General features: G+C 66.6%; 17 protein-coding genes. 13 read left to right on the forward strand and 4 right to left on the reverse strand.

Going from position 1 to position 25,482, the window contains the following annotated elements:
• Window positions 1-49: 49 nt before the first annotated feature.
• The 6 genes from AABF56_RS28405 to AABF56_RS28430 all read left to right on the forward strand — a co-directional run bounded on the left by AABF56_RS28405 (window position 50) and on the right by AABF56_RS28430 (window position 6,636).
• The gene (locus AABF56_RS28405; RefSeq protein ID WP_272808401.1) at window positions 50-1,303 is read left to right on the forward strand and encodes an ABC transporter substrate-binding protein; all 1,254 of its coding nucleotides are present in this window, start codon (window positions 50-52) and stop codon (window positions 1,301-1,303) included.
• A gap of 57 nt (window positions 1,304-1,360) precedes the next feature.
• The gene (locus tag AABF56_RS28410) at window positions 1,361-2,257 is read left to right on the forward strand and encodes a carbohydrate ABC transporter permease (RefSeq protein ID WP_244770135.1); all 897 of its coding nucleotides are present in this window, start codon (window positions 1,361-1,363) and stop codon (window positions 2,255-2,257) included.
• Complete coding sequence (locus tag AABF56_RS28415) at window positions 2,254-3,096, forward strand: carbohydrate ABC transporter permease (RefSeq protein WP_244770134.1); 843 nt, start codon at window positions 2,254-2,256, stop codon at window positions 3,094-3,096. The genes AABF56_RS28410 and AABF56_RS28415 overlap by 4 nt, the downstream gene beginning before the upstream one ends.
• An 18-nt stretch (window positions 3,097-3,114) precedes the next feature.
• Window positions 3,115-4,317 (forward strand): trans-sulfuration enzyme family protein, encoded by a 1,203-nt coding sequence (locus AABF56_RS28420; protein ID WP_272808402.1) that lies wholly within the window; start codon window positions 3,115-3,117, stop codon window positions 4,315-4,317.
• Window positions 4,318-4,327: 10 nt separating this feature from the next.
• Window positions 4,328-5,260, forward strand: a complete 933-nt coding sequence (locus tag AABF56_RS28425) for a carbohydrate kinase family protein (protein WP_272808403.1) — start codon at window positions 4,328-4,330, stop codon at window positions 5,258-5,260.
• Window positions 5,261-5,502: 242 nt separating this feature from the next.
• Complete coding sequence (locus tag AABF56_RS28430) at window positions 5,503-6,636, forward strand: aminotransferase (RefSeq protein WP_272808404.1); 1,134 nt, start codon at window positions 5,503-5,505, stop codon at window positions 6,634-6,636.
• Between the two features lie 56 nt (window positions 6,637-6,692).
• Here AABF56_RS28430 and otsB read toward each other — a convergent pair whose 3' ends face one another.
• Complete coding sequence (otsB, locus tag AABF56_RS28435; RefSeq protein WP_272808405.1) at window positions 6,693-7,505, reverse strand: trehalose-phosphatase; 813 nt, start codon at window positions 7,503-7,505, stop codon at window positions 6,693-6,695.
• Between the two features lie 112 nt (window positions 7,506-7,617).
• Between otsB and AABF56_RS28440 the strand changes: the two genes are divergently transcribed.
• A complete protein-coding gene (locus tag AABF56_RS28440) occupies window positions 7,618-8,697 on the forward strand; it encodes an ROK family protein (RefSeq protein WP_272808406.1) in 1,080 nt (359 codons plus the stop codon).
• Between the two features lie 73 nt (window positions 8,698-8,770).
• Here the strand turns inward: AABF56_RS28440 and AABF56_RS28445 are convergent, their stop codons facing one another.
• Both AABF56_RS28445 and AABF56_RS28450 read right to left on the reverse strand, forming a co-directional pair.
• Window positions 8,771-11,914 carry a CHAT domain-containing tetratricopeptide repeat protein gene (locus AABF56_RS28445; RefSeq protein ID WP_272808407.1) on the reverse strand — a complete coding sequence of 1,048 codons (3,144 nt, stop codon included), beginning with the start codon at window positions 11,912-11,914 and terminating at the stop codon, window positions 8,771-8,773.
• A 139-nt stretch (window positions 11,915-12,053) separates the two neighbouring features.
• A complete protein-coding gene (locus tag AABF56_RS28450) occupies window positions 12,054-12,296 on the reverse strand; it encodes a hypothetical protein (RefSeq protein WP_272808408.1) in 243 nt (80 codons plus the stop codon).
• Between the two features lie 209 nt (window positions 12,297-12,505).
• On the opposite strand from AABF56_RS28450, the gene AABF56_RS28455 reads away from it, so the two are divergent.
• The 4 genes from AABF56_RS28455 (at window position 12,506) to AABF56_RS28470 (ending at window position 16,671) form a co-directional block, all read left to right on the forward strand.
• Window positions 12,506-13,615 carry a PspA/IM30 family protein gene (locus tag AABF56_RS28455; protein WP_272808409.1) on the forward strand — a complete coding sequence of 370 codons (1,110 nt, stop codon included), beginning with the start codon at window positions 12,506-12,508 and terminating at the stop codon, window positions 13,613-13,615.
• Entirely contained in the window at window positions 13,615-14,271 is a 657-nt protein-coding gene (locus AABF56_RS28460) for an OB-fold-containig protein (RefSeq protein WP_244770125.1), read from the forward strand. Before AABF56_RS28455 ends, AABF56_RS28460 begins: the two co-directional genes overlap by 1 nt.
• 6 nt (window positions 14,272-14,277) lie before the next feature.
• Window positions 14,278-15,987: a flotillin family protein gene (locus AABF56_RS28465; RefSeq protein ID WP_272808410.1), complete on the forward strand. Its 1,710-nt coding sequence runs from the start codon at window positions 14,278-14,280 to the stop codon at window positions 15,985-15,987.
• A gap of 69 nt (window positions 15,988-16,056) precedes the next feature.
• Entirely contained in the window at window positions 16,057-16,671 is a 615-nt protein-coding gene (locus AABF56_RS28470; protein WP_272808411.1) for a hypothetical protein, read from the forward strand.
• A 35-nt stretch (window positions 16,672-16,706) separates the two neighbouring features.
• Here AABF56_RS28470 and AABF56_RS28475 read toward each other — a convergent pair whose 3' ends face one another.
• Window positions 16,707-17,501 carry a suppressor of fused domain protein gene (locus AABF56_RS28475; RefSeq protein ID WP_272808412.1) on the reverse strand — a complete coding sequence of 265 codons (795 nt, stop codon included), beginning with the start codon at window positions 17,499-17,501 and terminating at the stop codon, window positions 16,707-16,709.
• A gap of 681 nt (window positions 17,502-18,182) precedes the next feature.
• Here AABF56_RS28475 and AABF56_RS28480 point away from each other — a divergent pair.
• Window positions 18,183-23,669 (forward strand): glutamate synthase-related protein, encoded by a 5,487-nt coding sequence (locus AABF56_RS28480; protein ID WP_272808413.1) that lies wholly within the window; start codon window positions 18,183-18,185, stop codon window positions 23,667-23,669.
• Window positions 23,670-23,679: 10 nt separating this feature from the next.
• Entirely contained in the window at window positions 23,680-25,428 is a 1,749-nt protein-coding gene (locus AABF56_RS28485; RefSeq protein ID WP_272808414.1) for a sulfite reductase subunit alpha, read from the forward strand.
• Window positions 25,429-25,482: the final 54 nt, after the last annotated feature.

Consider the following 25,482-nt stretch of genomic DNA (forward strand, 5'->3'; position numbering starts at 1 on the left):
ACTGCATACGGCGGCGGAGGGCGCTGCCCAACCGTTTCGGGAGGATATCGTGAAGCTGAAACGTCTTCTCATCGCCGGCGCCGCGCTTGCGCTCACCGCATTTCCGGCCGCGGCCGGCGCGCTTTCCTTCTGGCATGCCTATGCCGGCCAGCAGGACAAAATCGATTTCATCACCTTCGCGCTCGACGAATTCGCCAAGAAGCATCCGGATATCACGCTGGATGTCGTCGCCGCAGAACAGTCGGCCTACAAGACCAAGCTCAACACCGCCATGGCCTCCGGCAATCCGCCCGACGTGTTCTACACCCTGCCGGGCGGCTTCCTGAACGCCTTCGTTAAGGGCGGCCAGATGTATGCGCTCGACGCGGACCTCGCCAAGGACGGCTGGCGCGAGAGCTTTTTGGAAAGCGCCATCGCCCAGACCATGAAGGACGGCAAGACCTATGCCGTGCCGGTCGACGTCGACTCGGTGGTCTTCTGGTACGATAAGGCGCTGTTCGCCGAAAAGGGCTGGACCGTTCCGAAGACTTATGACGAGCTGATGGCGCTGGCCGAAAAGGCCAAGGAAGAGGGCCTTGTGCCCTTCTCGCTCGGCAACAAGGATTCCTGGCCGGCCACCTTCTGGTTCCAGTACATGGAAATGCGCCTGAAGGGCTCCGGTGTCGTCGCATCCTTCGTCAATGGCGATGCCGGCGCGACGCTCGGCGCGGAGGGCGAGAAGGCCTTCCAGACCATCGCCGAGATCGCGCAGAAAGACTATTTCCCCATCGGCTTCAACGGCATGAGCGACCAGGAAGCCAACATGCTCTTCCTCAACGGCCAGGCCGCCATGCTGCTCAACGGCACCTGGCAGATCGGTGCCTCGGCCGATGCGCCGGAAGGTTTCGAGCTCGGCTATTTCGCCTTCCCGAGCGTTTCGGGCGGGGCCGGCGACCAGAGCGACGTTCTGGCCGGCGTCGCCGCCTCCTTCGGCATTTCGGAGAAGGCGGAGAACAAGGCCGACGCCGTGACGCTCCTCAAGTTCCTCACCTCGCCCGAGGTGATGACCAAATATGTCGAGCTGCGCAAGACGATGGTGACCGTCAAGGGCGCCACCACCGAGGCCGCCGCCGGCCCCGTGCTCTACGGCATCAGCAACGAGCTGATGAACGCCGCCGGCCATCTCGACTCCTTCTACGACACCGCGATGCCGCCGGCCGCGACCAATATCTACTACACCACCCTGCAGGGCGTTCTCGACGGCTCCGTCGCGCCGGCGGATGGCGCCAAGCGCCTCGAAGACGCGCTGAAGGCCAACAAGTAGGAAGAAGCCCGCCGGCGCTTCTTCGGCGGCGGGCAAATACCTCCAGGAAACGGCGGGATGATGCGCGCGGACATCGGCTTTGCGAAGAGACACAATCGGGCGGCGCTGATTTTCCTCGCGCCGGCCCTCCTCTTCGTCTTCGCCTTCGTCGCCTATCCCGTCGTCTATGCCGGCTGGCTGTCGATGTTCCAGTGGGACGGCGCGTCCGCCCCGGTCTTCGTCGGCGTGGGCAACGTGCTGCGGCTTGCAGGCGACCCGATCTTCTGGGCCTCGCTCGGCCGCAACCTGCTCGTCGCGCTCTCGGCCATCGTCTTCCAGGTCTTCCTGGCGCTGGTCATCGCCTACTGCCTGGTGCGCATCGTGCCGGCCTTCAGCCGCATCTTCCTGTTCTTCTATCTCGTGCCCGTCATGGTCAGCGAGATTTGCATCGGCCTGCTCTGGCGCTTCATGTACAATCCCTATTTCGGGCTGGTGAACGCCGCCCTGAAAGCCGTCGGACTGGACAGCCTGAAGCGCGGCTGGCTCGGCGAATCCGACACTGCCTTCCTTGCCGTCGTCGTGGTGATGAGCTTTACCTATCTCGGCCTCTACGTGCTGCTCTTCACCGCCGCCGTGCGTTCCGTGCCGGAAAGCGTCTACGAGGCGGCCGAGATCGACGGCGCGGGCCATGGGCGCAAATTCGTCTCGATCACCGTCCCCATGGTCTGGGACGCCGTGCGCGCCAATTCGCTGCTCGCCATCATCGGCTCGCTGAAAACCTTCTCGCTGGTCTTCGTGCTCACCAATGGCGGGCCGAACCATGCCAGCGAGGTGGTCTCCACCTATCTCTACAAGATGGGCTTCGGCAGCTTCGAGATGGGCTATGCGGCGACCATCGGCTTCGCGCAGATGGTGCTGACGGCGCTCGCCGCCTGGATCGTCTTCCGCTACATGAAGCGCAAGGGGGACGCATGACGCCAACCGTCGTCCACCGCTGGAACCGCACGAACAGCATCGTGCTGGCCTTCCTCACCCTGCATGTGCTGATGGTGATCTTCCCCTTCGTCTGGATGATCTACAGCACCTTCAAGACCAACAGGGAATTCATGCGCTCCGTCTGGTCCTTCCCGACGAGCCTCAATTTCGACGCCTATATCGGCGCCTGGAGCGGCGGGGCGCTCGGCGGCTATGCGGTCAATTCGCTGATCGTCATGGCCGGCGCGACGCTGATCACCGTGCTCGTTTCGACGCTCGCCGGCTACGCGCTCGCCATCTACCGCCCACGCTGGATGCCGGCGGTCGAACTCTCCCTCACCGCCGCCATGGCGATCCCCGCCTATGTGGCGCTGGTGCCGCTCGTCGTCATGCTGCGCGGCGCGGGCCTGCTCGATACCCATCTCGGCGTCATCCTGCCGACGGCCGCCTTCAACGTGCCGGTGTCGATCTTCATCATGCAGGCCTTCTTCAACACGTTGCCGCGCGAGCTTTTCGACGCCGGCCGCGTCGACGGCGCCTCCGAATGGCAGATCTTCCGCAAGGTCGCCCTGCCCATTGCAAGGCCGGCCATGTTCACCGTCGCCATCGTCAACATGATCTGGGTGTGGAACGACTTCCTCTTCCCGGTCGTCTTCATCAACAACCCAGCGCGGAAAACCCTGCCCGTCGGCCTCACCGATTTCGTCGGCGAGCACATCACCAACTATCCGGTGATGCTGGCGGCCATCCTCATCGCCGCCATCGCCCCGCTTATCCTCTTCATCTATTTCGAACGCCAGATCACGGCCGCCCTCATCGGCGGGGCCGTGAAGGAATGATTTTCCAGGAGTAAAACCATGTCTGCCAAGGACTACCAGTTCGCCAGCCGCGCCGTCTTCTACGAGCCGGAGGAACATTCCCAATCGATCAGCTATCCGATCTACATGTCGGCGAACTTCCAGTATGCCGGCGACATCTACGACCAGATCGTGGCAGGCGCCCGCAAGGAAGTGAACATCTACTCGCGCTGCGGCAACCCGACCGAATACAAGCTGGAGGAGCATATCGCACAGCTGACCGGCGGCACCGCCTGCCTTGCCACCGCCTCCGGCATGGCGGCCATCTCGCACGCGCTCTTCGGCATCATGAAGGCGGGCGACCATATCGTCGCCGACCTCACCACCTATTCCTCGACGCATGAATTCTTCGACCACCGCGCGAAGGATTTCGGCCTGAAGGTCAGCCTCGTCGACTGCACCGACGTGCGCGCCGTCGAGAACGCCTTCACCGACGAGACCAAGGTCTTGTATGTCGAGGCCATCGCCAACCCGACGATGAAGGTGCCGCCGCTCAAGGAACTGGTCGAGATCGCGCACGCCCGCGGCATCGTCGTCATCTGCGACAACACCTTCGCCTCTCCCGCCGTCTGCCGCCCGCATGAATTCGGCGTCGACGTCGTGGTGGAAAGCGCCACGAAATTCATCGGCGGCCACAACGATGCCGTCGGCGGCGTCATCACGCTGAAATCCGACATCCTGCCGGCCGACTGGCTGGAGGACGTGCGCTGGAACACGCTGAACAAGCTCGGCGCGCCGCTCTCGCCCTTCAATGCCTGGCTCCTGCTGCGCGGCGCGCAGACGCTTTCGCTGCGCCTCGAAAAACAGTGCGCCAACGCGCTGGCGCTGGCAAAGCACCTCGAAGCCCATCCGCGCGTCAAGCGCGTCTTCTACCCCGGCCTGCCCTCGCACCCGAACTATGCTTCGGCGAGCGAGCAATTGCAGGGCGGCGGGGCGATGCTGTCCTTCCAGGTCGCCGACGAAGCCTCCGGCGCGCGCCTGCTCAAGCGGCTGAAGCTGTGCTCCTTCGCCGCCAGCCTCGGCGGCCTTCGTACCACCACGCAGGTTCCCGCCACCATGGCCTTCCTCGATATTCCGAGCCAGGAGCGCGAGGCGATGGGCGTGGTCGACGGCCTGGTGCGCTTCTCGGTCGGCATCGAGCATATCGACGACATCATCGCCGACGTGGACCAGGCCATCGAGCAGATGCACATCGATCTGTGAGGCCGGTCCGATGGCCGCGGTCGTCCTGCTCGGCGATGTCAATATCGACCTCGTGCTCGATATTCCCTTCTACCCGCCGGAGGGCGGGGAAGGCATCGCCACGCGCCAGACGGTGGCCCTCGGCGGCTCGGCGACCAACACTGCCATCGCCCTTGCCCGCTCTGGCCACGAGGCACGCCTGATCGGCCGCATCGGCGCGGATGCCTGGGGCCGGCAGGCGCTTTCGGACCTTGCCGGGGCCGGCGTCACCACCCGCTACATCGGCGAGGACCCGGCGGAGCCAACGCAGATCAACGTGGTGACGGTAAGCGCCGGCGGCGAGCGCACTATGTTCGCCTATCGCGGCGCCAATGCGCAGCTGGCGCCTAACGGCGTGGCGGAGGCGGCGTTCGAGGGCGCCGCGCTGTTCCATCTCTCCGGCTACGCGCTGCTGCAGACCCCGCAATCGCAGGCGGCACGCCGCGCCATCGACATCGCGGCGGCGCGGGACATCCCCGTCAGCCTCGACGTGCCCGGCGGCGTCGCCTCGACGATCGCCGGCACGGTGCTGAACCTTCTGCCGAAGCTGGACACGATCCTGCTCGACGGCGCCGACCTTCCCCGCCTCCTGCATCGGCCGCAGGGGAGCGACCTTGAGCCGATGCTCGCCGCGCTGCTGGCGGGTGGCGTGCGACGCATCGCGCTCAAGGGGGACGGTGCAGTATCGAGGCTCTGCCAGCGCGGGGGCGCCGAAAGCGCCCCCTGGTTCCCCGTCGCCGTGGTGGACACGACCGGCGCGGGCGACGCCTTCGCCGCCGGCCACATCCATGGCCGCCTGACGGGCATCGGCGGCCACGACTGCTGCCGGCTTGCCAATGCCTTCGGCGCCGTCACCGTCACGCGCAAGGGTGCAGGCACCGCCATGCCGGGCCTTCCCGATGCCCTGCGGCTGATGAACGATTAAATCCGGACGCGCCTGCCCGCCGCCGCCAAGTCTCATCGAAGAGCGTGACGCGACGGTGATGGCGAGGATATCCGCGTCGCCGTCGATGCATCGCAGCACGAAACATTGCCGGCGGGCACCCAGCAGCACCGTACCCTTGACTGTGCAGTATACTGCTCATAAACTCCTTGCAGCATAGCAGCCTTCATCATTCGACAGATTTCCACCGCGCGTTCCCGGCCGGGACATCAAAGGAGTTGCCCATGAAAATTCGCGATTTCGGCGTTGAAATCTGGATGAACCGCTACGAGAACAACTGCGAGCTGAACATCGCCGAGACCTGCGTCGAATCCCTCACCGTCGCCGAACTCCTGGAGATGGCGGGCAAGACCGACACGATCCTCTCCGAGCTTCTGCCGATGAAGCTGACCTATGGCGCGATCGAAGGCAGCGAGCGCCTGCGCAAGCTGGTCGCCGGCCTCTACGAGAAGCAGGCGATGGAAAACGTCGTCATCACGCATGGCGCGATCGGCGCGAACGCGCTGGTGCACGGCACGCTCGTCGAGCCGGGCGACCGCGTCATCTCGGTGCTGCCGACCTACCAGCAGCACTATTCCATCCCCGAAAGCATCGGCGCCGACGTGCAGATCCTCCGGCTGACGGAAGCGACCGGCTTCCTGCCCGACCTGGAAGAGCTGAGGCGGTTGGCGACAGCGGGCACGAAGCTCATCGCCATCAACAACCCCAACAACCCGACCGGCGCGCTGATGGACCGCGCCTATCTGGAGAAGATCGTCGAGATCGCCCGCGGCGCCGGCGCCTGGATCCTCTGCGACGAGGTCTACCGCGGCACGGACCAGGAGGGCGACGGCATGACCGCCTCGATCGCCGACCTCTACGAGAAGGGCATCAGCACCGCCAGCATGTCGAAAACCTTCGCGCTCGCCGGCCTGCGCCTCGGCTGGATCGCCGGCCCGGTCGAGCTGCTGCACGCGGTCTCGATCCATCGCGACTACAACACGATCAGCGTCGGCATGCTGGACGACCACTTCGCCGCCATCGCGCTGGAGAACCGCGACAAGATCCTCGCCCGCAGCCGTGCCATCACCCGCACCAACCTTGCCACGCTCTCGGCCTGGGTCGACGGCGAGCCGCTGATCTCCTGGATCAAGCCGAAATCCGGCACAACCGCGCTCTTGAAATACCATCTGCCGATGTCCTCCGTGGCGTTCTGCGAAGACCTGCTGGCGCGCACCGGCGTGATGCTGACGCCCGGCAGCGCCATGGACATGGAGGGTTATGTGCGGATCGGCTTCACCAACAACGGCACCGTGCTGGAGGAAGGGTTGAAGCGCATCTCGGCCTTCCTCAAGGACCAGCAGGCGGCCGCCGCCTGACCGACAGGGCGGATGAGCCTATCCCAGCCGCGACGGAATGGCATGATGCATCCCGCTCAGGACGCCGCCGTCGCCTTCCGGTCGCCCGCAGCGGCGATCGTGGCCAGCGCCGAGCGGATGGCCGATGGTGACGACGCCTTGGCGAGGGCGCAGGTGGCCGTGGCGAGCGAACCGACGCGGATCGACTGGCCGCCACGGGCATTGGCCAGCGCGAACATGGTCTCGTCCGTCAGGTCGTCGCCGATCGCGATCGGCAGGCGTCCCGCAAAGGCGGGCTGCTCCAGATAGGTGGCGACGGCCTCTCCCTTGTCGGCGCGCGCGGGGCGGATCTCGAAGACCATCTTGCCGGGCTGCAGCACCCAGGCGGGGCCTGCCTCCTCGGCAAAGTCCCGCATGATCTTCTCGAGCGCCGTGTCATAGGCGGGCGCCAGCCGGTAATGGGCTGCGACGGCGGCGCCCTTGTCCTCGATCAGCACGCCCTCCATCCAGGCCGTCCGCTCGGCCAGGCGCTGCTTCAGCGCGGCGAAGGCGGGCGTCACCGAGACAACCGAGGTCGCTCCGTCCGTCCCCCTGAATTCCGCGCCGTGCAGGCCGGCGATGGGAAAGCGGAAAGGCGCGAACAACCCGTCTGCGAAGGGAAGGCTGCGCCCCGTGACCAGTGCCAGCGCACCGCCAAGGCGGGCGGAAACCGCATCGAGGGTCGCCGGAAGCGAAAGGGGGACCTGGATGGCATCCGGCGTCGCCGCAAGGTCGAGCAACGTTCCGTCGATGTCGAGGAAGAGCGCCCAGCGCTCCGGTTCGTCGACAAGTCGCCGGACGAGATGGCGGGTTGCGGCGTCCGACGGCCGCAATTTGTCCTGTTTGTTCATCGGCAAGCAAGTAGTTCGCTCCGGCCGGGCGGCAAGGGCTGACGGCGAAGTCTCGCCAGGAACAAGTTTTTCTCCGGCGCATTGTGTCCTCGCATCGGGCAGAGGAGACGACATGGGCAAGCAGCAGAAGAAGGCGCAGCGAACGGAAGAGAACAACGCCCCCGTCACTCACGGGGCCGATGATCTGCCGGCCGTCGAGGTGACCAGCTACAATCTCGAATTGCGCGACAAGGAAGGCTTCATTGGCGACAAGGCCAACAAATCCGCCTTCCGCGATGCCATCGAGGCGTGGCGGAAACGGGTTCGCGCGGGCGGACCGGATCCTCTCGGCGACGTGCCGACGGACGGGCTCTCCAAGAAGGAGGTCGATGCGCTGCTCAAGGAACAGGAGACGGAGGCCGCATCCCTGGTGCGCGCGGCGGTCGACGACTTCGCAGCGGATTTCACGGACATTCTTGCCCGCTACCTCAAGGAGGAAACCTGGAAGGGCACGGAACGGATCGTGGTCGGCGGCGGCTTCAAGGATAGCCAGGCGGGCCTCATGGCGATCGCCCGTGCCCAGATCCGGCTCAAGGCCGAGGGCCTGAAGGTGGAGATCGTGCCGATCGCCCATCATCCGGACGAGGCCGGGCTGCTCGGCGCCGTGCACCTCATTCCCTCCTGGATGCTGAAGGGCCACGACGCGATCCTCGCCGTCGACATCGGCGGCACCAACATCCGCGCGGGCGTCATCAAGCTCAACCTCGACGACAAGCCGGATTTTTCCAAGGCCAGGGTGTGGAAATCGGAGCTATGGCGCCATGCCGACGACGAGCCCCGCCGCACCGCGACCATCGAATATCTCGTGCGCATGATCGAAACGCTCATCGCCAAGGCGAAGAAGGCCGAGCTCGCGCTGGCGCCCGTCATCGGCATCGGCTGCCCAGGCGTCATCGCTGCCGACGGATCGATCGCGCGGGGCGGACAGAACCTGCCGGGCGGCAACTGGGAAAGCACGCACTTCAATCTTCCCGAAGCCCTGCGCAAGGCAATCCCCGAGATCGCCGACCAGCCGACCTTCGTCATCATGCACAACGACGCGGTGGTGCAGGGCCTGTCGGAGGTGCCGCGCATGGCGGATGTGAAGCGGTGGGCCGCCGTGACGATCGGCACCGGCCTCGGCAATGCCAGCTTTGTCCGCAAGGAGACATGACTGCCGGGTGGATGCGGCTCGCCACGCCCGGTTCCGCTCGGGAGCCAGATAGACCAAGCGGCATCCGCCGCCATCAGTTTTCGAACAGCACGAAGGCGGCCCAGACAAGCGGATCCCGGGCCGCGGGGATGCGGCCTTCGATAGCGTCGCGACGGGTGCTGCGCAGCGCTTCGGCATAGGCCTGCCCGTCCTTCAGGTGCTCGTAGAAGCGCACCATGAAATCGGCGGTGCCATCGTCGGCGACGGGCCAGAGCGTCAGGAGGGAGCGCCTGGCGCCGGCAAGGTTCGCCGCGGTCGGCAGGCCGCGCAGTCCCCCCACGAAGGCCTCGTCGCCGCGGCCGGTTTCGCAGGCCGACAGCACCAGCAGGTCGAGACCGGAGAGATCCCAGCCCATCAGCTCGAAGGCGTAGAGCCGCCCGTCCTTCTCGTCGCGGCGCATGGCGTGCGTATCGCCCGACCGGGCGAGGATGACCTCGCTCTGCCACAGCGTATCGACATTGCTGGCCCCGCCGTTCTTCGCGCTGCCATAGGCGCCGTGCGTCGCCAGATGGGCGACGGTCGCCCCCGCCATGCGCTCGCGCAGCGCCGCCTCGCCGACGGCCTCACCGGAAAGGGTCTCGATCTTCAGGCCCGGACCGGACAGGATCTTGCCGATCGCCTCCACCTCGCGCAGCGTTCCCGGCAGCGGCATGGCGCCCGCCTCCTCGCCCTTCGCATAGTCGATGCCGCCCGCCAGCACGATCCGGCCGTCGGACGGCAGCGCACGATCCTCCACGGCCCGGTAGAGCGCTTCCGGCTCGGTCAGGAGCCTGAGCGTGAAACGCTCTTCGAGCAGCGTGCCGGCCCGGTCCTCGAGAAGGGAGAAGGGCAAGGCGAACAATTGCCCGTCCGGCACGATGAAGACGGTCCCGGCGCCGGCGATGTCGGCATCGATCGGCGTAATCAGCGCGTCATGCAGCCGCGCGAAGGCGCGCTTGCTCGCCTGGACCAGCAGCCCCCTGCCCTCGTCAGCACTGCGGTCACGCGTCTGGAGCGCCGCCACCATGTCATCGCCGCCCGCCAGCAGCCTGCGCGGATCGCCGAGCGCCCGCAGGATCGGCGCCGCGTCCTTGCGCCAGACGATGGCGTAGAGCCGCGCATCCGCGACCGGATCGGCGCTCTCTCGGTCCACCCGCCATTTGCGGGTCGTGAAATACTGGACGAGCGCCTGGTCCGCGCCCAAGAGGTCCCCCGGGGTCGGCAACGGCTGGTTCAGGATCGTCTCGCGATCCAGCCGATAGCGCGCGACGATGCGCTCGTGCAGCTGCTGCTCCAGCGCCTTGGTGTCGGAGAGATAGGCATAGGCGAGATCCTGCTCGACATCGGCGGCGAAGATCTCGCGGGCGATGCGCGACAGGCGTGTGATGCGGTCGAGCAGGCGGGCGGTCTCGCTATCCGAGCGATCGATCAAACGGGCAAGTTTCAGCGCGTTGTCCGCATCGGCGGTGGCAAGCGAGGGCCAGCGCCGGGCGGCATCCGCAAAGGCCGGCACGGCGGACGGGTGTTGTTCGGCAAAGCGCGCATAGTCATAGAGCATGCCGTCGGCCATGGCGCGCACCGCCTCGCCGACCTCCCGCCCGCCGGCCACCGAGACCTGCAGATGCACCCAGCGCAGCATGTCCTGGTCGATGCCGGCGAATTCCCCGGCGGCCGTGGCCGCATCCGTCGCGGCCTTCGCATTGGCGATGGCGATGCGCCCGGCAAAGGCGAGCGGATGACCGGTGCTCATCTCGCCCGCGGCGATGCTGTAGGCCTGCTGCAGATGCTTGATCTGCCGTTCCGCATTGCCCGCCCTGGCGAAATGATCCGCCAGCAGATAGGCCGCCTTCATGCTGAGGATCGCCGGATAGTTGGAATCGGTGACGAGCGCCTCGACGCGCCCGACCGCCGCCGCATCCATCGGCCGGGCGCCCGAGATCAGGTCGGTATAGGCGAGCCAGGCCTCCATGCCGGCAATCGTCACGGGATCGCCGAGTGCCCGGGATATTTCCAGGCACAGCGCGAAATAGCGGCGTGCCTCGGCATAGTTGCCGAGATCGAGATAGTTCTGCGCGGTGTTGTTGGCGCTCACCAGCGTGTTGAAATGGTTCCGGCCGTAGTGACGGGTACGGTTCTCCAGCACCTTCAGGTCATATTCCAGCGCCCGCGAGGGCGAGCCCATGCCGCGCAGCATGTCGGCGAGGTTGTTGGCGATGCGCCAGGTGACGGTGTCGTCGTCGCCGAGCGATTTCTGCGCGATCTCGTAATTGCGCCGTTCGAGGTCGATCGCCGTGCCATATTGCCCGACATCCGACAGCGCGCTCGCCAGCTTGTCGGTCGCGTGGATCAGTTCCGGAGACTCATGGCCGTAGAAGCGGGCATAGAGATTGGTCGCCATCGAATAGAGCGGCACGAAATGCTGCTGGCTGTCGGGCACCGCGCTGCGGAACTCCGCATAGGCGAGGTAGAAGTCGGCAAGCTCCTTCACCTCGGCGCGGACGGCGGGCGTCTGCTCCGCTTCCCGCAAGAGCGCCGCCGCGTCGTCGTTGAGTCCGCTCGCCTGGAAGCTGCGCACCGCCTGCGTATAGTGCCGCAGCGTCACGGCATGCAGCTCCGTCTTCGCCGAGGCGGCCAGCGCGGCGCGCAGCCGCCTGCGGCCGTCCTCCAGGCGCTGGCTCTCCAGCAGGCTGTAGGCGGTGCGCACCCGGGCGTCGATGTCCTCGGCGCTGTCCTTGCCGTGGGCCTTGCGGATCCGCTCCTCATAAAGCTCCGCCAGCGCATCCTGCCGGTCCTTGTCGCCGAGCCGGCCCTTCGCGTCCATCAGGAGTTCGAGCAGGAGATTGGCCCGGGTCTCCTCGACCGGCTCGAGCGTTGCGAGCAGCTCCCCCATGCGCGGATAGTAATCGGCATCGACACGCGCCGCATCGCCCACGCGCATCGCATAGTCGACAGCCGAGACCGCATAGCTTGCCGCAAGCCAGGCTTCTCCCTCCGCCTTGAACCGGGCGCTCGCCGCCTCCGCCTTGCGGCGTGCGCCTTCCAGGTCGCCGCCTTCGGCAAGCGCCTTCATCTCCGCCGCGATGACGTCGGAGCGCGCGATGGCCGCCTGCGTCGGAGCTTGCGCGAATGCGGGCGCGGCGAGGAAGACGAGAAAGACGAGGGAGAGACCAATGCGGAAGGAACGGGGGAAAATCTGCATGAAGACACTTCTTGACGATATCGAACGGCCTGACCGGTCACGGGCGCGACCCAGATAAGACGATCAACATAACCGGCTTATTTCAAATTCAAGGCCGAAACGCATGCCGGTCTTCGCTTTTGACGGCCCTGCCGGCCGGTCAAGCCAGCCGCCGGTCTTCATGCTCATGGTTCCGGCAGGCCTCCAGGAACGCCTCGGCCGTATCAGGGTCGGCGCGAAACCGCTCGAACGCTTCGGCGCTGATGCGGAAATAGGCCTCGTATTCCGCGGCGCGGTTGAAACCGCTGACGGGCGTTGAAAGGTAAAGGGCACCCGTTTCCGCGTCCCGCCCCAGGCTGAAGCGATGCGCGCGAAAGACAGCGATATCGACGAAACGGCCCATCCCCTCGCTCCCGACAATTGCAGGACCGGACGAGCCTCGCAGGCGGCCGGCGGCCGCGCAAGATGGCACCGCGCCTTTCGTGCGCAACACGCGTTTCGCGAAAAACGACAGTCGGCCAACCGAAGAGTCTGCCGGCCTCATCCGTTGAATAGGCAGTCGCTTAAAATTTGGCCTTGAAAGCACCAATGAAGTGCTTTATATATTTAACCATGGCAACGAAGTTCACATCCAGCCTCAGGCTCGTCCTTCAGCCCACCCCGGACATGCGCCAGGCGCTGTCCGAGACGCTGGAGGCCTATCAGCAGGCCATGGCGATCCTGGACCGGACCAAGGGCGCCAATGTCGTGGCGCTGCACCAGGCGGCCTATGAAGAAATCCGCGCGGCGACGGGTCTTCCCGCCCGCCTCGTCACGCTTGCGCTGCGCGACCACGGCCGCCGCAAGCCGGGGGAAATCGTCGCGGACATTCCGCTCGATTCCAAGCTATTCGCCGTCAAGGGCCCGGACAGCGTGAGCATCGCGACGCTCGGCGGCCGCATCGTGCTGCCCTACGCGGCGAGCGGCTATCGCGAGGGCTGGGTGGATTTTGCCGAAGCGCGGCTCGTCTTTGCCGGGTCGTCCATCTGTCTCTATGCCGGCATCCAGGCCGGCATCCATTCGAAGAAGGAGGCTTCCATGTCCAACGAAGGTATCCTCGCCCGTCTCGGGCGCGTCATCGCCGGCGTCGTCAACACTGCGGTCGATGCCGCCGAGGCATCGAACCCGGTCGCCGTGGCGCAGCAGGCCGTCCGCGAGATCGGCGCGATCGCCGAGGAAGCCCGCGCGGCGCTCGGCGTCGCCATGGCCGCCGGCCACCGGCTGAAGGCCAAGGCCGACGACCTCGACGCGGAGATCCGCGACCTCGACGAGAAGATCAAGGTCGGGCTGGAAAGCGGCCGCGAAGACCTCGCCCGCGCCGCCACCGGCGTCCAGATCGACCTCGAAGCCCAGCGCGACGCGCTGTCCAAGGCCATCCTGGAGAATGCCGGCGAGATCGCCGATGCCGAGGCGACGCTGCGCAGCATCGCCTCGGCCCGCGCCGACGCGATGAAGCGGCTGGAGGATGCACGGCGCGCCGAGCGCGCCGCCCCGCCGGCCGCCACCCCGTCCCAGCGCAACGACCGGCGCCTTGCCGATGCGCTCGAAGCCGTCGAGCGCGTCACCGGCGTGCCTTCCAAGCCGGCCATGGACGGCACGGCGGAGGTCGAGGAACTGGGGCGCCTGCAGCGCCAGAAGGCGATCGAGGCGCGCCTTGCCGCCTTCAAGCACGGTGAGCGCTGATGGATTCCATCGTCCACCCGGGCACCGCTCCCTTCTGGATCGCGCTCCTGACGGTGGCGGGCCTCGGCATCGTCGAACTGGTCTCGGTGCTGCTCGGCGCCTCCGCCTCCGGGCTGATCGACGACGGCCTCGACTTCAACGGGCCGGGTGACGCGGAATCGGGCCTTCTCGGCGGGTGGATGTCCTGGCTCAACGCCGGCGGCGTGCCGATCCTCGTTCTCGCCGTCATCCTGCTTTCCGCCTTCTCGGCGACCGGCTTTGCCCTGCAGGCGGTCATCTCGCAGTTCCGCGATCCGCTGCCGCTCTATGCCGCCGTCACCGGCGCGCTCGCCGTCGCCATCCCCGTCACCCGCTGGTCGTCCCGCGGTCTGGCGCGGATCATCCCGCGCGACGAGACCAGCGTGCAGGAACAGGCCGATTTCATCGGTCTCGTCGGGACGGTGACGCTCGGGCCGCTCGACCAGGGCCATCCCGGCACGGTGCGGATCAAGGACCGCTACGACAACATCCATACGCTGCGTGCCCGGGCCGTGCCGGGGCATGTGATCGAGACGGGCGCGTCCGTGCTCATCGTCGATGGCAAGGACGGCCTCTTCCAGGCCATTCCCGCCCCGGCGGTGCTCGAAGACGGCCACTATCCCAACAACGGAGGGTAAACGATCATGGACTTCCTTTCGGTAGGAATCATCGCCGGGGTCATCGTGACGGCTATCGTCGTCATCGGCATCATCATGACCTCGCTCTACACCCGCGCCACGCGCGACAAGGCCTATGTGCGCACCGGCCTCGGCGGCAAGAAGGTCGTGCTCGACGGCGGATCGGTCATCCTGCCGATCTTCCACTCCTATTCCTGGGTGTCGCTCAGCACGCTGCGGCTCGAGGTCAAGCGCGCCGAAAACGAATCGCTGATCACCAAGGACCGCATGCGCGCCGACATCACCGCGGAGTTCTATGTCCGCGTGAAGCCGGATTCGGAGAACATCGCCCTCGCCGCCCAGACGCTCGGCGACCGCACGAACGACGCCGATGCGCTGAAGACGCTCGTCGAGGCGAAGTTCGTCGACGGCCTGCGTTCGGTCGCCGCCACCATGTCGCTGCGCGACCTGCAGGAGCAGCGCGCCGAATTCGTCAAATCCGTGCAGGCCGCCGTTGCGCACGACCTGCAATCGAACGGCCTCGAACTGGAATCGGTGTCGCTGACCCGCCTCGACCAGACGGATATCAAGCATTTCAACCCGAACAACAGTTTCGACGCCGAAGGCCTGACCGCACTCACCAAGATCACCGAGGAGCGCAAGCGCGAGCGCAACCAGATCGTCCGCGACAACGAGGTGGAGATCGCCACCAAGGACCGCGAAGCCACGCTGCGCCGCCTCACCATCGAGCGCGAGCAGCGCGACGCCGAGCTGACGCAGGAACGCGACATCGCCAACAAGACCGCCGAGACGCGCGCGGAAGCGGCCAAGGCCGAGCAGCTTGCCCGCCTCAGCGAGGAAACCGCCCGGCTCGACACCGAAAAGGGCATTGCCGAACGCGACTCCCAGGCGCGCCAGGCCCGCGAGACCGCTCGCATCGATGCCGAGCGCGGCATCGCCGAGCGCGAGGCGGAAGCCCGCCGCGTGACGGAGACGGCCCGCATCGACGCCGCCATCGCCGTCGCCGAGAAGAGCGAGCAGGAACAGGCCGCCCGCGCCAAGGCCGACGAGGCGAAGGCCGCCGCCATCACCGCCGAGGAACAGGTGGCGACGGCACGGGAAGTCGAGATCGCCGAGCGCGCCAAGCGCATCGCGGTGCTCGATGCGCGCAAGGCCGCCGAACAGGAGGCGACCGCCATCACCGTCAAGGCCGAGGCCGAGCGCCAGGCGGCGGAAAACCTCGCCGCCGCGACGAAGATCCAGGCCCAGGCCGATGCGGAAGCCGCCAAGATCAAGGCGACGGGTGTCATCGAGCTCGGCCAGGCCGAAGCCCAGGCCGAACGCGCGCTCAACGAAGCCCGCAACGCGCTTTCTGCCAGCATCATCGAGTTCGAGCTCGCCCGCGCCCGCGTCGCCATCATCCCGCAGGCGCTGGAACAGGCCATGAAGCCGATCGAGAAGATTTCCGACATCCGCATCTTCAGTGCCGGCGGCCTCGCCGGTGCGCTGGCGGGCAACGGCAGCAATGGCGGCGATGGTGCGGGGCATGCCGTCGGCGACCTCAGCAGCCAGCTTCTCAGCTTCACCGCCCAGAAGCCCATCCTCGACGAGATCCTCGCGCAGGCGGGCTTCAAGGGTGCGGACCCGACGCAGGCCCTGCTCGCCGCGTCGGTCGGCAACGCGGCGGCAAGGGTGCCCGCCGAAGGCGCCAAGGCAAGAACCGGCGACGCCGATTGAGCGCCTGAAGAAAACGAGGCCGCCGGATGAACCCGGCGGCCTTGCGCTTTTGACGGAAGGAGACAGATCATGGCAACCACCCGTTCGATCAGCCGCCCCGCCCGCCATCTCGGCATCGCGCTCCTCGCGCTCGTGCTCACGGCGACATCCGCCCTTGCCCAGGCCACCGATGTGCTCGGCATACCGGGCCCTATCGATTTCGAAGGCGACGCCTACAAGCTCGCCTGGAGCGCGCAGCCCTCCGCAACCTACATCAAGCAGGAATATCTTCCGGACGGACAGCGCGCCGAGCGATACGACCAGATGATCCTGGTCGAAACCGTCACAAGCGGCATCACCGTCATGGATGCCGTGCGCGCCCAGGTGACGATGCTGAACCAGCGCAAGGCGACGGACCCGCTCGTCAACATGGACGTCATCCAGAACGAGGCGGCCGGCGAGGCGCTGCTCGACTTCATCGTCAGCAGCAAGGACACCGACGGGCAGTACATCGTCGAATGGAACGCCTACCGCTATGCCCGCTACAGCGATGCCGGCGGCAAACCCGGCGTCATGCTCTTCGGCATCAGCCGCCGCGCCTATGGCAACGCCGCCGCCAAGGATCTGCTGACGCAGCTGAAGGGGCTCCGGCCCGGCCGGGTCAAGTCGCTGACGCAGGTGCGCCTGCCAAGGCCTGCGCGGTGAACCGACACGGCTTTCACCCGGCCTGTGCCGGGGCCTCAGCGCAGCGAGGACCGGTGATGGCGGCCCTGCCTGGCCAGCGCTTCCGCCAACGCCCGGCGCGCGTCGGCACCGCCCGTCCGCAAGGCTTCGAGTTCCGCCGCCGTGATGATCGTCACCGGCACCACGCGCACCGGGGAAAGCGGCATGCCCTCCACGGCCGTGGAAAACCCCTCGACCGGCATCCCGATCAGGACGCCGAGACTGTCATCGGCCGTCACATAGCGCGCCGGTACCTGCTTTCCGATCGCGTGCGATTGGCTGACGCCGGGGAGCTCCATGGACAGGACGCCATACTGGTCGAGCTGGGCGGAGATGCCGCCGACCCTTGCCACCGTGCCGGCGACATGGCTGACGAGCTCGAAGGCCCAGCTTTCGGAAAGCCTTGAAATATCCCCGGGCCGGCCTGCATGGGCCGGCAGGATGTCCGCCGTCTCGACGAAAAGCTCCATGCCGAAGCCATTGCCCTTACGGCCATCTTCGAACGGATCGGAAAGGCCGTCCGTCGCGATGACGATGGAATGTGCCCGCCGGACGACCTTGTAGGCCTGGCGGGTCGTCGGCCATTGCGGACCGCCCATCAGGCCGGGGCTGATCAGATGGCCGAGCACATCCTTCTCGACGCTGCCGACGCCCGCCCAGAAGGCATCCCGCTTCTGCCAAGACTGCTCGAAGGCAGCATCCGCCGCCTCGCCGCCCTCCTCTGCCGCGGTCGCCGCCTTGTCCTGTGCGGCGGCAGGCGATACGCCGATGCCGGCGCCTGCAAGCTGCCTGATCCGATCCCAAAATCCCATGATTACATCCTTTTCCCTGTCGGCCGGCCGCAGCTCCGCCGTGTCGGAGTGGACGCCGATCCGGCGCTTGCATGCATGCCCCCTGCGTTCACCTGCGGCATCAGCCGACGGGCGGGCGCAGTCGAGGCCAGCCCGCGCCTTTCCGTCATCAAGGCGAGTAGCAAAGTCGGATTGCGCCGGAATGACGATCGTGCCGCAGGCCTCGAGATAACCGTAGAGTCCCGGAGGCGCATCGAGAAAGAACGGGCACAGGGACAAGGTGGCCGCGAGGAAAACGCTTTGCATGATCTTTATCTTTCCAGTAGCGGATCGCAAAAGGTGGGATCCACGCTCTGCGACCCCATACCGGAAACCGACGTCCGAGGCGGGCGCGCTATTCGTTTATTCCGGGCTCATTCTGGGAAGGTTGCTTTCACGGCGAAGGCCGAAACGTCACGGCGAGGCCGGAATATAGCTGGCAGGCCCCGTCTTCCTCGCGCACATGCGTTTTGCCCTTCTGCGCCCCTCAGGTCGGAAAAAGCATCGACGGGCGAACGATCCTTTCCATATCCACAAGCGCATCAAAGCTCAGAAAATTTCGCCAATCAATCCGATCGCGAATTTTTCGAACAAAAACTTGACTCAAGTACTCCTGTTAATATAGGTCAGCATCACTGACACATCATGACAGGAGGATGCACGTTGGACCCGCGCGAAGAAACCTTCGGCCTTTACGATCCCTCGCAAGAGAAGAGCAGTTGCGGCGTCGGTTTCATCACGCGAAAAGACGGCAAACAGACGCATGACGTCCTGAAGAAGGGCCACGGGGCGCTTTGCGCCGTGCCGCATCGCGGCGGCACGTCGGCCGAAGGCGTCGGCGACGGCGCCGGTGTTTCCGTCGATATCTCCCTCGGCTTCTTCCGCAAGCTGACGGGCCGGGACGACCTTCAGCCGCGGCGCTTCGGCGTCGGCAACTTCTTCCTGCCGAACGACCCCGTCTTCCGGCTGGAGGGTGAGCGTATCATCGAGGATGCCTTCTGCGCGCAGGGATTTCCCGTCTTGCTAACCCGCGACGTGCCGATCGACGAAAGCGCCATCCGCCCGGCGGCGATCCGCCACCAGCAGCCGATCCGCCAATGGGTCTTCGGATGCCATGACGAAAAGGCGAGCCAGGCGGAATTCGATGTCCACATCCACAGGGCGCTGCTGGCGATCGAGGCGCGCGCCTATACCGAGCCGCAGCTCGCCGGCCTCTATCCGCTCTCGCTGAGCGCGCGCACGCAGGTGCTGAAGGGCCGGCTGAACTCCAACGAGGTGATGCCCTATTTCCGTGATCTCGTGGACCCCGACCACACGGTCAACACCATGTATTTCCACACGCGGTTCTCGACCAACACCGACCCGCATCCCTCCATGGCCCAGCCCTTCCGGCTGATGGCGCATAACGGCGAACTCAACACCGACCGCAAGAACCGCCTTTCGGAGGCCGCCATCGCGCTCGCTAGGAACGCCTCGATCATCCGCCCGAAGGGCCAGTCGGACAGCTGCCGGTTCGACCAGACCTTGCAGGCGCGTGTGTTGGAGGACGGTCTCGACCTCGTCACCGCCGTCGTCTCGATGATGCCGCCGGCCTGGGAGAACGACGACACGCTGTCGCCCGACGTCGTGGCGATGCTTGAATATTTCTCGCTCTACGAGGAGAAGAACGACGGGCCTGCCGCCCTCATCTTCGGCGACGGAGACATTATCGGCGCACGGCTCGACCGGCTGGGGCTGCGCCCGCTGCGCACCGTCGAGACCGCCGACTATCTCTGCGTCATGTCGGAGGCCGGCCAGATCGCCTTCCCGCCGGAAAGCGTGCTGCGTCGCGGCCGCATCGAGGCCGGCGGCATGCTCTGCTACGACCATGTGCAAAAGCGCGCCTTCGGCACGAACGAGGCGCTGGAGATGCTGGCCGCCCGCCGCCCCTATCGCGAGCTCCTGCGCGAGGCGCGCGTGACGCTCGCCGAACTGCCGGAAATCCCCGCCGAGGCCCAGGGTTCGCCGCTTCGCTACAACGGCGACCTCGAGCGTCATCAGCGGTACGTCGCCTATTCCTTCAACCAGGAGAGCTTCAAGTTCCTGATGGACCCGATGCTGCAGACCGGCGCGGAGAAGATTTCCGCCATGGGCTACGGCAATGCCATCAACGCGCTCTCCGACCAGGAAGGCGGTGTCGCCAAATACTTCTCGCAGCGCTTCGCGCAGGTGACGAACCCGCCGCTCGATTCGATCCGCGAGGCGGACGGCATGACGCTGCGCGTGGCGCTCGGGGCCAAGCCGAACATCGGCGCGAAGGCCGCGCGCCAGATCGTCGTGCCCTCCCCGATCCTGACGCATCTCGACATGCTGCGCATCCGCGAGCAGGCGGAAACGCCGGTCAAGCGCTTCGAGATGCTCTATAGGCCTGATCTCGAGGATGCCGACGCCAATGAAGCAGCGCTGGAAAAGGCGATCGATAATCTGTGCGAGGCTATCGCGGCCTTCGCCCGGGAAGAGGGCGGCATCGCCGTCGTCACCGACCGGCATGTCGCGCGCGCCCGCGCCGCCCTGCCGATGATCCTCGTCGTATCCGCCGTCAACCAGAAGCTCATCGAGGAAGGCCTGCGCCTCCGGCTGTCGCTTGTCGTCGAAAGCGGGCAGATCGCCTCCTCGCACCATGTCGCCGCCGTGCTCGGCTTCGGCGCGTCGGCGGTCTATCCGCTCGGCGTGCAGTTCCGCGCCGAGGAGAAGTTCGGGGGCGAGGCCGACAAGGCCTTCAAGCGCTTCGCCAAGGCGGCGGAAAAGGCGCTGATGAAGACCATGGGCAAGGTCGGCCTCTGCACCGCCGAAAGCTATATCGGCGGCGAGTTCTTCGAGCCGAACTTCCTCGACACCGGCGACCGCGTGCTGAAGCGCTACTTCCCCAATGTGAAGACGCCCGTCGGCGGCGTGAACTTCAAGGTGATCGCCGCCGCCGTCGCCGACTGGCACGCGAAGGCCTTGACGGTGACGCGCGAGGACGACATTCCCCTGCTCGGCCTCTTCAAGGAGCGCGCGGAGGGCGCGGGCCACTCCTTCGGCACCGCGGCCGTGCGCGGCTTCGTCGACATGACGGAGGAGAAGATCGGCTTCGAAAGCCGGCAGGAGGACGACGACCCGTTCCTGCGCCTCCTGACGCTCAACCGGCTGGACGACGCCTTCGGCCTCGATGACGCGGCCTACCGCAACAACGGCTACGAAAAGCTGACGCCGGAAGCGATAGACCGCTTCGCCATCACCCCCGGCTACCGCACCTTCATCCGCCAGATGACCGAGGAGCGCGCCCGTCGCCCCGCTGCCCTGCGTGACGTGCTCGCGCTGCCGGCTGACGTCACCTACCTCTCGTCGGCAGAGGATTTCCGCAAGGAGATGGGCCGCTTCTCGCGCAAGGGCAACAACAGTTTCTTGGTGCGTGGCCTTGCCTGTGAAACCCTTGCCGGCGATACGTTCCGCCTCACCCTCACCGGCGGCGAATTGGCGCGGCTGGCAGCGCTCGGCCAGTCGCTCGTCATGCGCTTCGGCGGCGATATCCTCGGCCATTGGCTGGAGGGCGGCGCGCTGATGGTGCAGGCGGACGGCGAGGCGCGAAATTATCTCGCGCTCATCCGCACCGCGCCGGACAGCATCCCGCTCGAAAGCGTACAGCCGGCGAGCGAGATCACCCCGCTGCTTGCCTCCGGCGCGATGAGCCACGGCGCGCTGGTGGCAAACGCCCACGAGGCTGTCGCGCACGGCACCAACATGGTCGGCGGCATGTCGAATTCCGGCGAGGGCGGCGAGCACATTTCGCGCTACGGCACCATCCGCGCCTCGCGCATCAAGCAGTTCGCCTCCGGTCGCTTCGGCATCTGGGCCGGCTACCTCGCCGATCCCATGCTGGAGGAGCTGGAGATCAAGATCGGCCAGGGCGCCAAGCCCGGCGAAGGCGGCCAGCTGCCCGCCCAGAAGGTGACGGTGGAGATCGCCGCGGCCCGCGGCGGCACACCCGGCGTCGAGCTCGTCTCCCCGCCACCGCACCACGACACCTATTCGATCGAGGACCTCGCCCAGCTCATCCACGACTGCAAGGCCGCAAGGGTGCGCGTCATCGTCAAGCTCGTCTCCTCCGAGGGCATCGGCACCATCGCCGTCGGCGTCGCCAAGGCGGGCGCGGACGTCATCAATGTCGCCGGCAATACTGGCGGCACGGGGGCCGCCGCCGTCACCAGCCTCAAATATACCGGCCGCGCCGCGGAGATCGGCATCGCCGAGGTGCATCAGGCGCTTTGCGCCAACGGCCTGCGCCAGAAGGTGCTGCTGCGCTGCTCCGGCGCGCACCAGACGGCGAGCGACGTCGTCAAGTCGGCGCTGCTCGGCGGCGACAGCTTCGAATTCGGCACCACTGCACTGATGATGCTGAAATGCGTGATGGCGAAGAACTGCAACATCAAGTGCCCCGCCGGCCTCACCACCAATCCGGAGGTCTTCGACGGCGATCCGCGGGCGCTGGCGCAATATCTCCTCAACATCGCGCACGAGACGCGGGAAATCCTCGCCGCGCTCGGCCTGTCGTCACTGCGCGAGGCGCGCGGCCGCAGCGATCTCCTTCATCTCCTCGACCACCCCGCGAGCGTCGGGCAGCTTGACCTGCGCGCCATGCTCGCCGTCGTCGAGGAGGTGAAGATCGCCGATCCCGTCTACATGGAGAAGGATTTCGCCGTCGACGACAACTTCATCGAACTGGTGCGCTCCGCCCTCGTCGACGGCCGGCGCGCCGACGTGGAGCTTGGCGGCAACCGCCATCTCAACAATTGCAACAAGACGGTCGGCGGCCAGCTCGCCATCGACATCGAACGCCTGCTCAACCACGAACTGACCGGAGAACAGGCGCGGCACCTTCCCGCCGTCCGCCAGGACGACCGGGGCCGCCGCTTCCTCGATGCCGGCAGCGTGCGCATCGCCACCTCGGGTTCGGCCGGCCAGTCCTTCGGCGCCTTCTGCAACGACGGCATGGCGCTGACCCATACCGGCACCTGCAACGACGGCGTCGGCAAGAGCGCCAATGGCGGCGTCATCGCCGTACGCTCGCCGGGCGGCGGCTCGGACGAGGCGGGCGGCAACGTGCTGGTCGGCAACTTTGCGCTGTTCGGCGCGACGGGCGGGCGGCTCTTCGTCGAGGGCCAGGCCGGCGACCGCTTCGCCGTGCGCAATTCCGGCGCGACGGCGGTGGTCGAAGGCGTCGGCGATTTCTGCTGCGAATACATGACGAACGGCGCGGTGCTCAACCTCGGCACCTTCGGCAAGGGTTTCGGCAATGGCATGAGCGGCGGCTTCGTCTACCAGTACGACCCCTATGGCGACCTGCCGAAGAAGATGAGCCACGATTCCATCCTGCTCGGCTCGATCGGCGACGAGACGGAACCGATGGCGGCCGTGCATGCGGACACCGTGCGCCTGCTGCTGGAATGGCACCTGGCGGCAACGGGCTCCCGCAAGGCGCGCTGGCTCCTCGAAAACTGGGAGAGCGAGAAGCACAATTTCGTCTACGGCCTGCCGCGCGCCTTGCTGCTCTACCAGGACAGCGACGCCATCCTGAAGGCGAAGAGCCGCAAGGACCTCGTCGAGGAACTCTCCACGGCGCTCGCCGCCCATCAGGTGCGCAAGTTCAAGCTCGCCTATCGCGACCGCAGGGCGATCCTCAACGGCGCCGTGCCGGGCTATGGCGAGACCGATACGGAGGGCATGTTCGCGCTTCTCAACAACTACACGGTGCTCAGCATGGCGCAGTCGATTGCCCTTGCCCGCGTGCCGGGCGCGCGCGGCCCGTCCGATCCCGCCGTGGAGAAGGCCGTGCGCAACCTCTTGCTGACGGAGGATTTCTCCCTGATGCAGAAGCTCGCCCGCTACGCGCGCGACGCCATCGCGGATTATGACGACGAAGCCTTGGCAGTGATGGTCGCCGCAAAACGCCTCGACGACTACCGCCAGGCGCTGAAGGGCCGCAACACGCGCGCCATCGACAGCCCCGGTACCTATGGCTGGATCCTCCACCAGTCCGCCCGCAACATCGAGCGCATCGGCCGCATCCCCAGCTTCGAGGAGCTGTTCGCGCGCCAGGCGATTTCCGGCTTCGCGCCCGCGAGACAGTGAGACAGAGACGATGAAGATCCCCTACATCCCCGAAGACGCGCCCTTCAACGCCGACCAGCGGGCCTGGCTCTCCGGTTTCCTCGCCGGTCTCCATTCCCGCCTTGCCATCGAAACGCCTGTCACTGCCGCCGCCGCTGCGCCTGTAAAAGCCGCCAGCCTCCACATCCTCTACGGCACCCAGACGGGCAACGCCGAACGGGTGGCGATGGACGCGGCGGCGAACGCCCGCGCGCTCGGTCTTTCCCCCGAGGTCGCCGGCCTCGACGATATCACCATGGAGCAACTCGCCGCCATGGAGCGGCTGATCGTCATCACCTCCACCTATGGCGAAGGCGAGATGCCCGACAACGCGCAGCTCTTCTGGGAGGCGATTTCCGCGTCCACCGCGCCGCGGCTGGAGAGCCTGCGCTTCGGCGTGCTGGCATTGGGCGACACCGGCTATGACGGCTTCTGCCAGGCCGGAAAGCTCATCGACATGCGCCTCGAACAGCTCGGCGCGACCCGCATCCTCGCCCGGCGCGACTGCGACATCGACTATGAGGATCCGGCTGCGGCCTGGGTCGGGCAGGCCCTGCCGCTCGCCGCGGAAAACGCCGGCGGAGTACCGGTTTCCGGCGGGACGCTTGCCGTCGCCGTGCCGAAGACGGCGGGCTGGGGCCGCAAGAACCCCTATCCGTCCCGCCTTGCCGTCAACCGCCGCCTTTCCGGCAGCGCATCGGCCAAGGAAATCCGCCACTATGAATTCGACCTCGGCGACAGCGGGCTGGAATACGAGGCCGGCGACGCGCTCGGCGTCATGCCCGTCAACGATCCCGCCCTCGTTTCGCTGCTCCTCTCACACCTCGGGGCCGATCCGCATACGCCGGCCGGCGAGACGAGCCTTGAAACCGCGCTGACCGAAAAATTCGAGATTTCCACGCCTTCGCGCGACCTGATCGCCGAGGTGGAGCGCCGCGCCGGCAACGAGGAGCTGACCCATGTGCTGCGCAACGGCGACAAGGAGGCGCTGGATGCCTTCCTCTGGGGCAAGGATATCTGCGACCTCCTCGCCCTCGCGCCGCCATCGGCCTTTTCGGCTGCGGACCTTCTCGCCCTGCTGAAACCGCTCCAGCACCGCGCCTATTCCATCTCCTCCAGCCCGCATGCGGCCGCCGGCGGCGTGCACCTCACAATTGCCAGCGTGCGCTACCACGCGGACGGCCGCGACCGCGGCGGCGTCTGCTCGACCTTCCTTGCCGACCGGGTGGCGGAGGGCGCGGAAGCGGGGATTTTCGTCTCGCAGAACAAGTCCTTCCGCCTGCCCGCCGACAATGACGCGCCCGTCATCATGGTCGGGCCCGGCACCGGCATCGCCCCCTTCCGCGCTTTCCTCCAGGAACGCCGTACCCGGGGTGCCAGGGGCCGAAACTGGCTGTTCTTCGGCGACCAGCACCGCGAAAGCGACTTCATCTACGAGGACGAGTTGTCGGAGATGAGCCGCGACGGGCTCCTGACCCGGCTCGACCTTGCCTTCTCCCGCGACCAGCAAGAGAAAATCTACGTGCAGACCCGCATGCGCGAAAACGGCAAGGCGCTTTTCGCCTGGCTGGAGGAAGGCGCCGCCTTCTATGTCTGCGGCGACGCCAGCCGCATGGCGCACGATGTCGACAAGGCGCTTGTCGAGATCATCGCCACCCAGGGCGGCCTGACGGCGGATAAAGCGGCCGACTATGTCGCAGGGCTCAAGCGGGAAAAACGATACCTGCGCGACGTCTATTGACCACGCAGGCTGATTGCCGTCCTTCAACGATAGTGTCGCGGCCGCGTCGGATGC

The sequence above is a fragment of the Shinella sp. WSC3-e genome, assembly GCF_945994535.1.
GTDB lineage: Bacteria > Pseudomonadota > Alphaproteobacteria > Rhizobiales > Rhizobiaceae > Shinella > Shinella yambaruensis.

Bases quoted from the DNA above. Each gene is read 5' to 3' on its own strand.
- AABF56_RS28410 (WP_244770135.1), top strand. From the start codon at position 1,361: ATGATGCGCGCGGACATCGGCTTTGCGAAGAGACACAATCGGGCGGCG.
- AABF56_RS28415 (WP_244770134.1), top strand. From the start codon at position 2,254: ATGACGCCAACCGTCGTCCACCGCTGGAACCGCACGAACAGCATCGTG.
- AABF56_RS28420 (WP_272808402.1), top strand. From the start codon at position 3,115: ATGTCTGCCAAGGACTACCAGTTCGCCAGCCGCGCCGTCTTCTACGAG.
- AABF56_RS28425 (WP_272808403.1), top strand. From the start codon at position 4,328: ATGGCCGCGGTCGTCCTGCTCGGCGATGTCAATATCGACCTCGTGCTC.
- AABF56_RS28430 (WP_272808404.1), top strand. From the start codon at position 5,503: ATGAAAATTCGCGATTTCGGCGTTGAAATCTGGATGAACCGCTACGAG.
- otsB (WP_272808405.1), bottom strand. From the start codon at position 7,505: ATGAACAAACAGGACAAATTGCGGCCGTCGGACGCCGCAACCCGCCAT.
- AABF56_RS28440 (WP_272808406.1), top strand. From the start codon at position 7,618: ATGGGCAAGCAGCAGAAGAAGGCGCAGCGAACGGAAGAGAACAACGCC.
- AABF56_RS28445 (WP_272808407.1), bottom strand. From the start codon at position 11,914: ATGCAGATTTTCCCCCGTTCCTTCCGCATTGGTCTCTCCCTCGTCTTT.
- AABF56_RS28450 (WP_272808408.1), bottom strand. From the start codon at position 12,296: ATGGGCCGTTTCGTCGATATCGCTGTCTTTCGCGCGCATCGCTTCAGC.
- AABF56_RS28455 (WP_272808409.1), top strand. From the start codon at position 12,506: ATGGCAACGAAGTTCACATCCAGCCTCAGGCTCGTCCTTCAGCCCACC.
- AABF56_RS28460 (WP_244770125.1), top strand. From the start codon at position 13,615: ATGGATTCCATCGTCCACCCGGGCACCGCTCCCTTCTGGATCGCGCTC.
- AABF56_RS28465 (WP_272808410.1), top strand. From the start codon at position 14,278: ATGGACTTCCTTTCGGTAGGAATCATCGCCGGGGTCATCGTGACGGCT.
- AABF56_RS28470 (WP_272808411.1), top strand. From the start codon at position 16,057: ATGGCAACCACCCGTTCGATCAGCCGCCCCGCCCGCCATCTCGGCATC.
- AABF56_RS28475 (WP_272808412.1), bottom strand. From the start codon at position 17,501: ATGGGATTTTGGGATCGGATCAGGCAGCTTGCAGGCGCCGGCATCGGC.
- AABF56_RS28485 (WP_272808414.1), top strand. From the start codon at position 23,680: ATGAAGATCCCCTACATCCCCGAAGACGCGCCCTTCAACGCCGACCAG.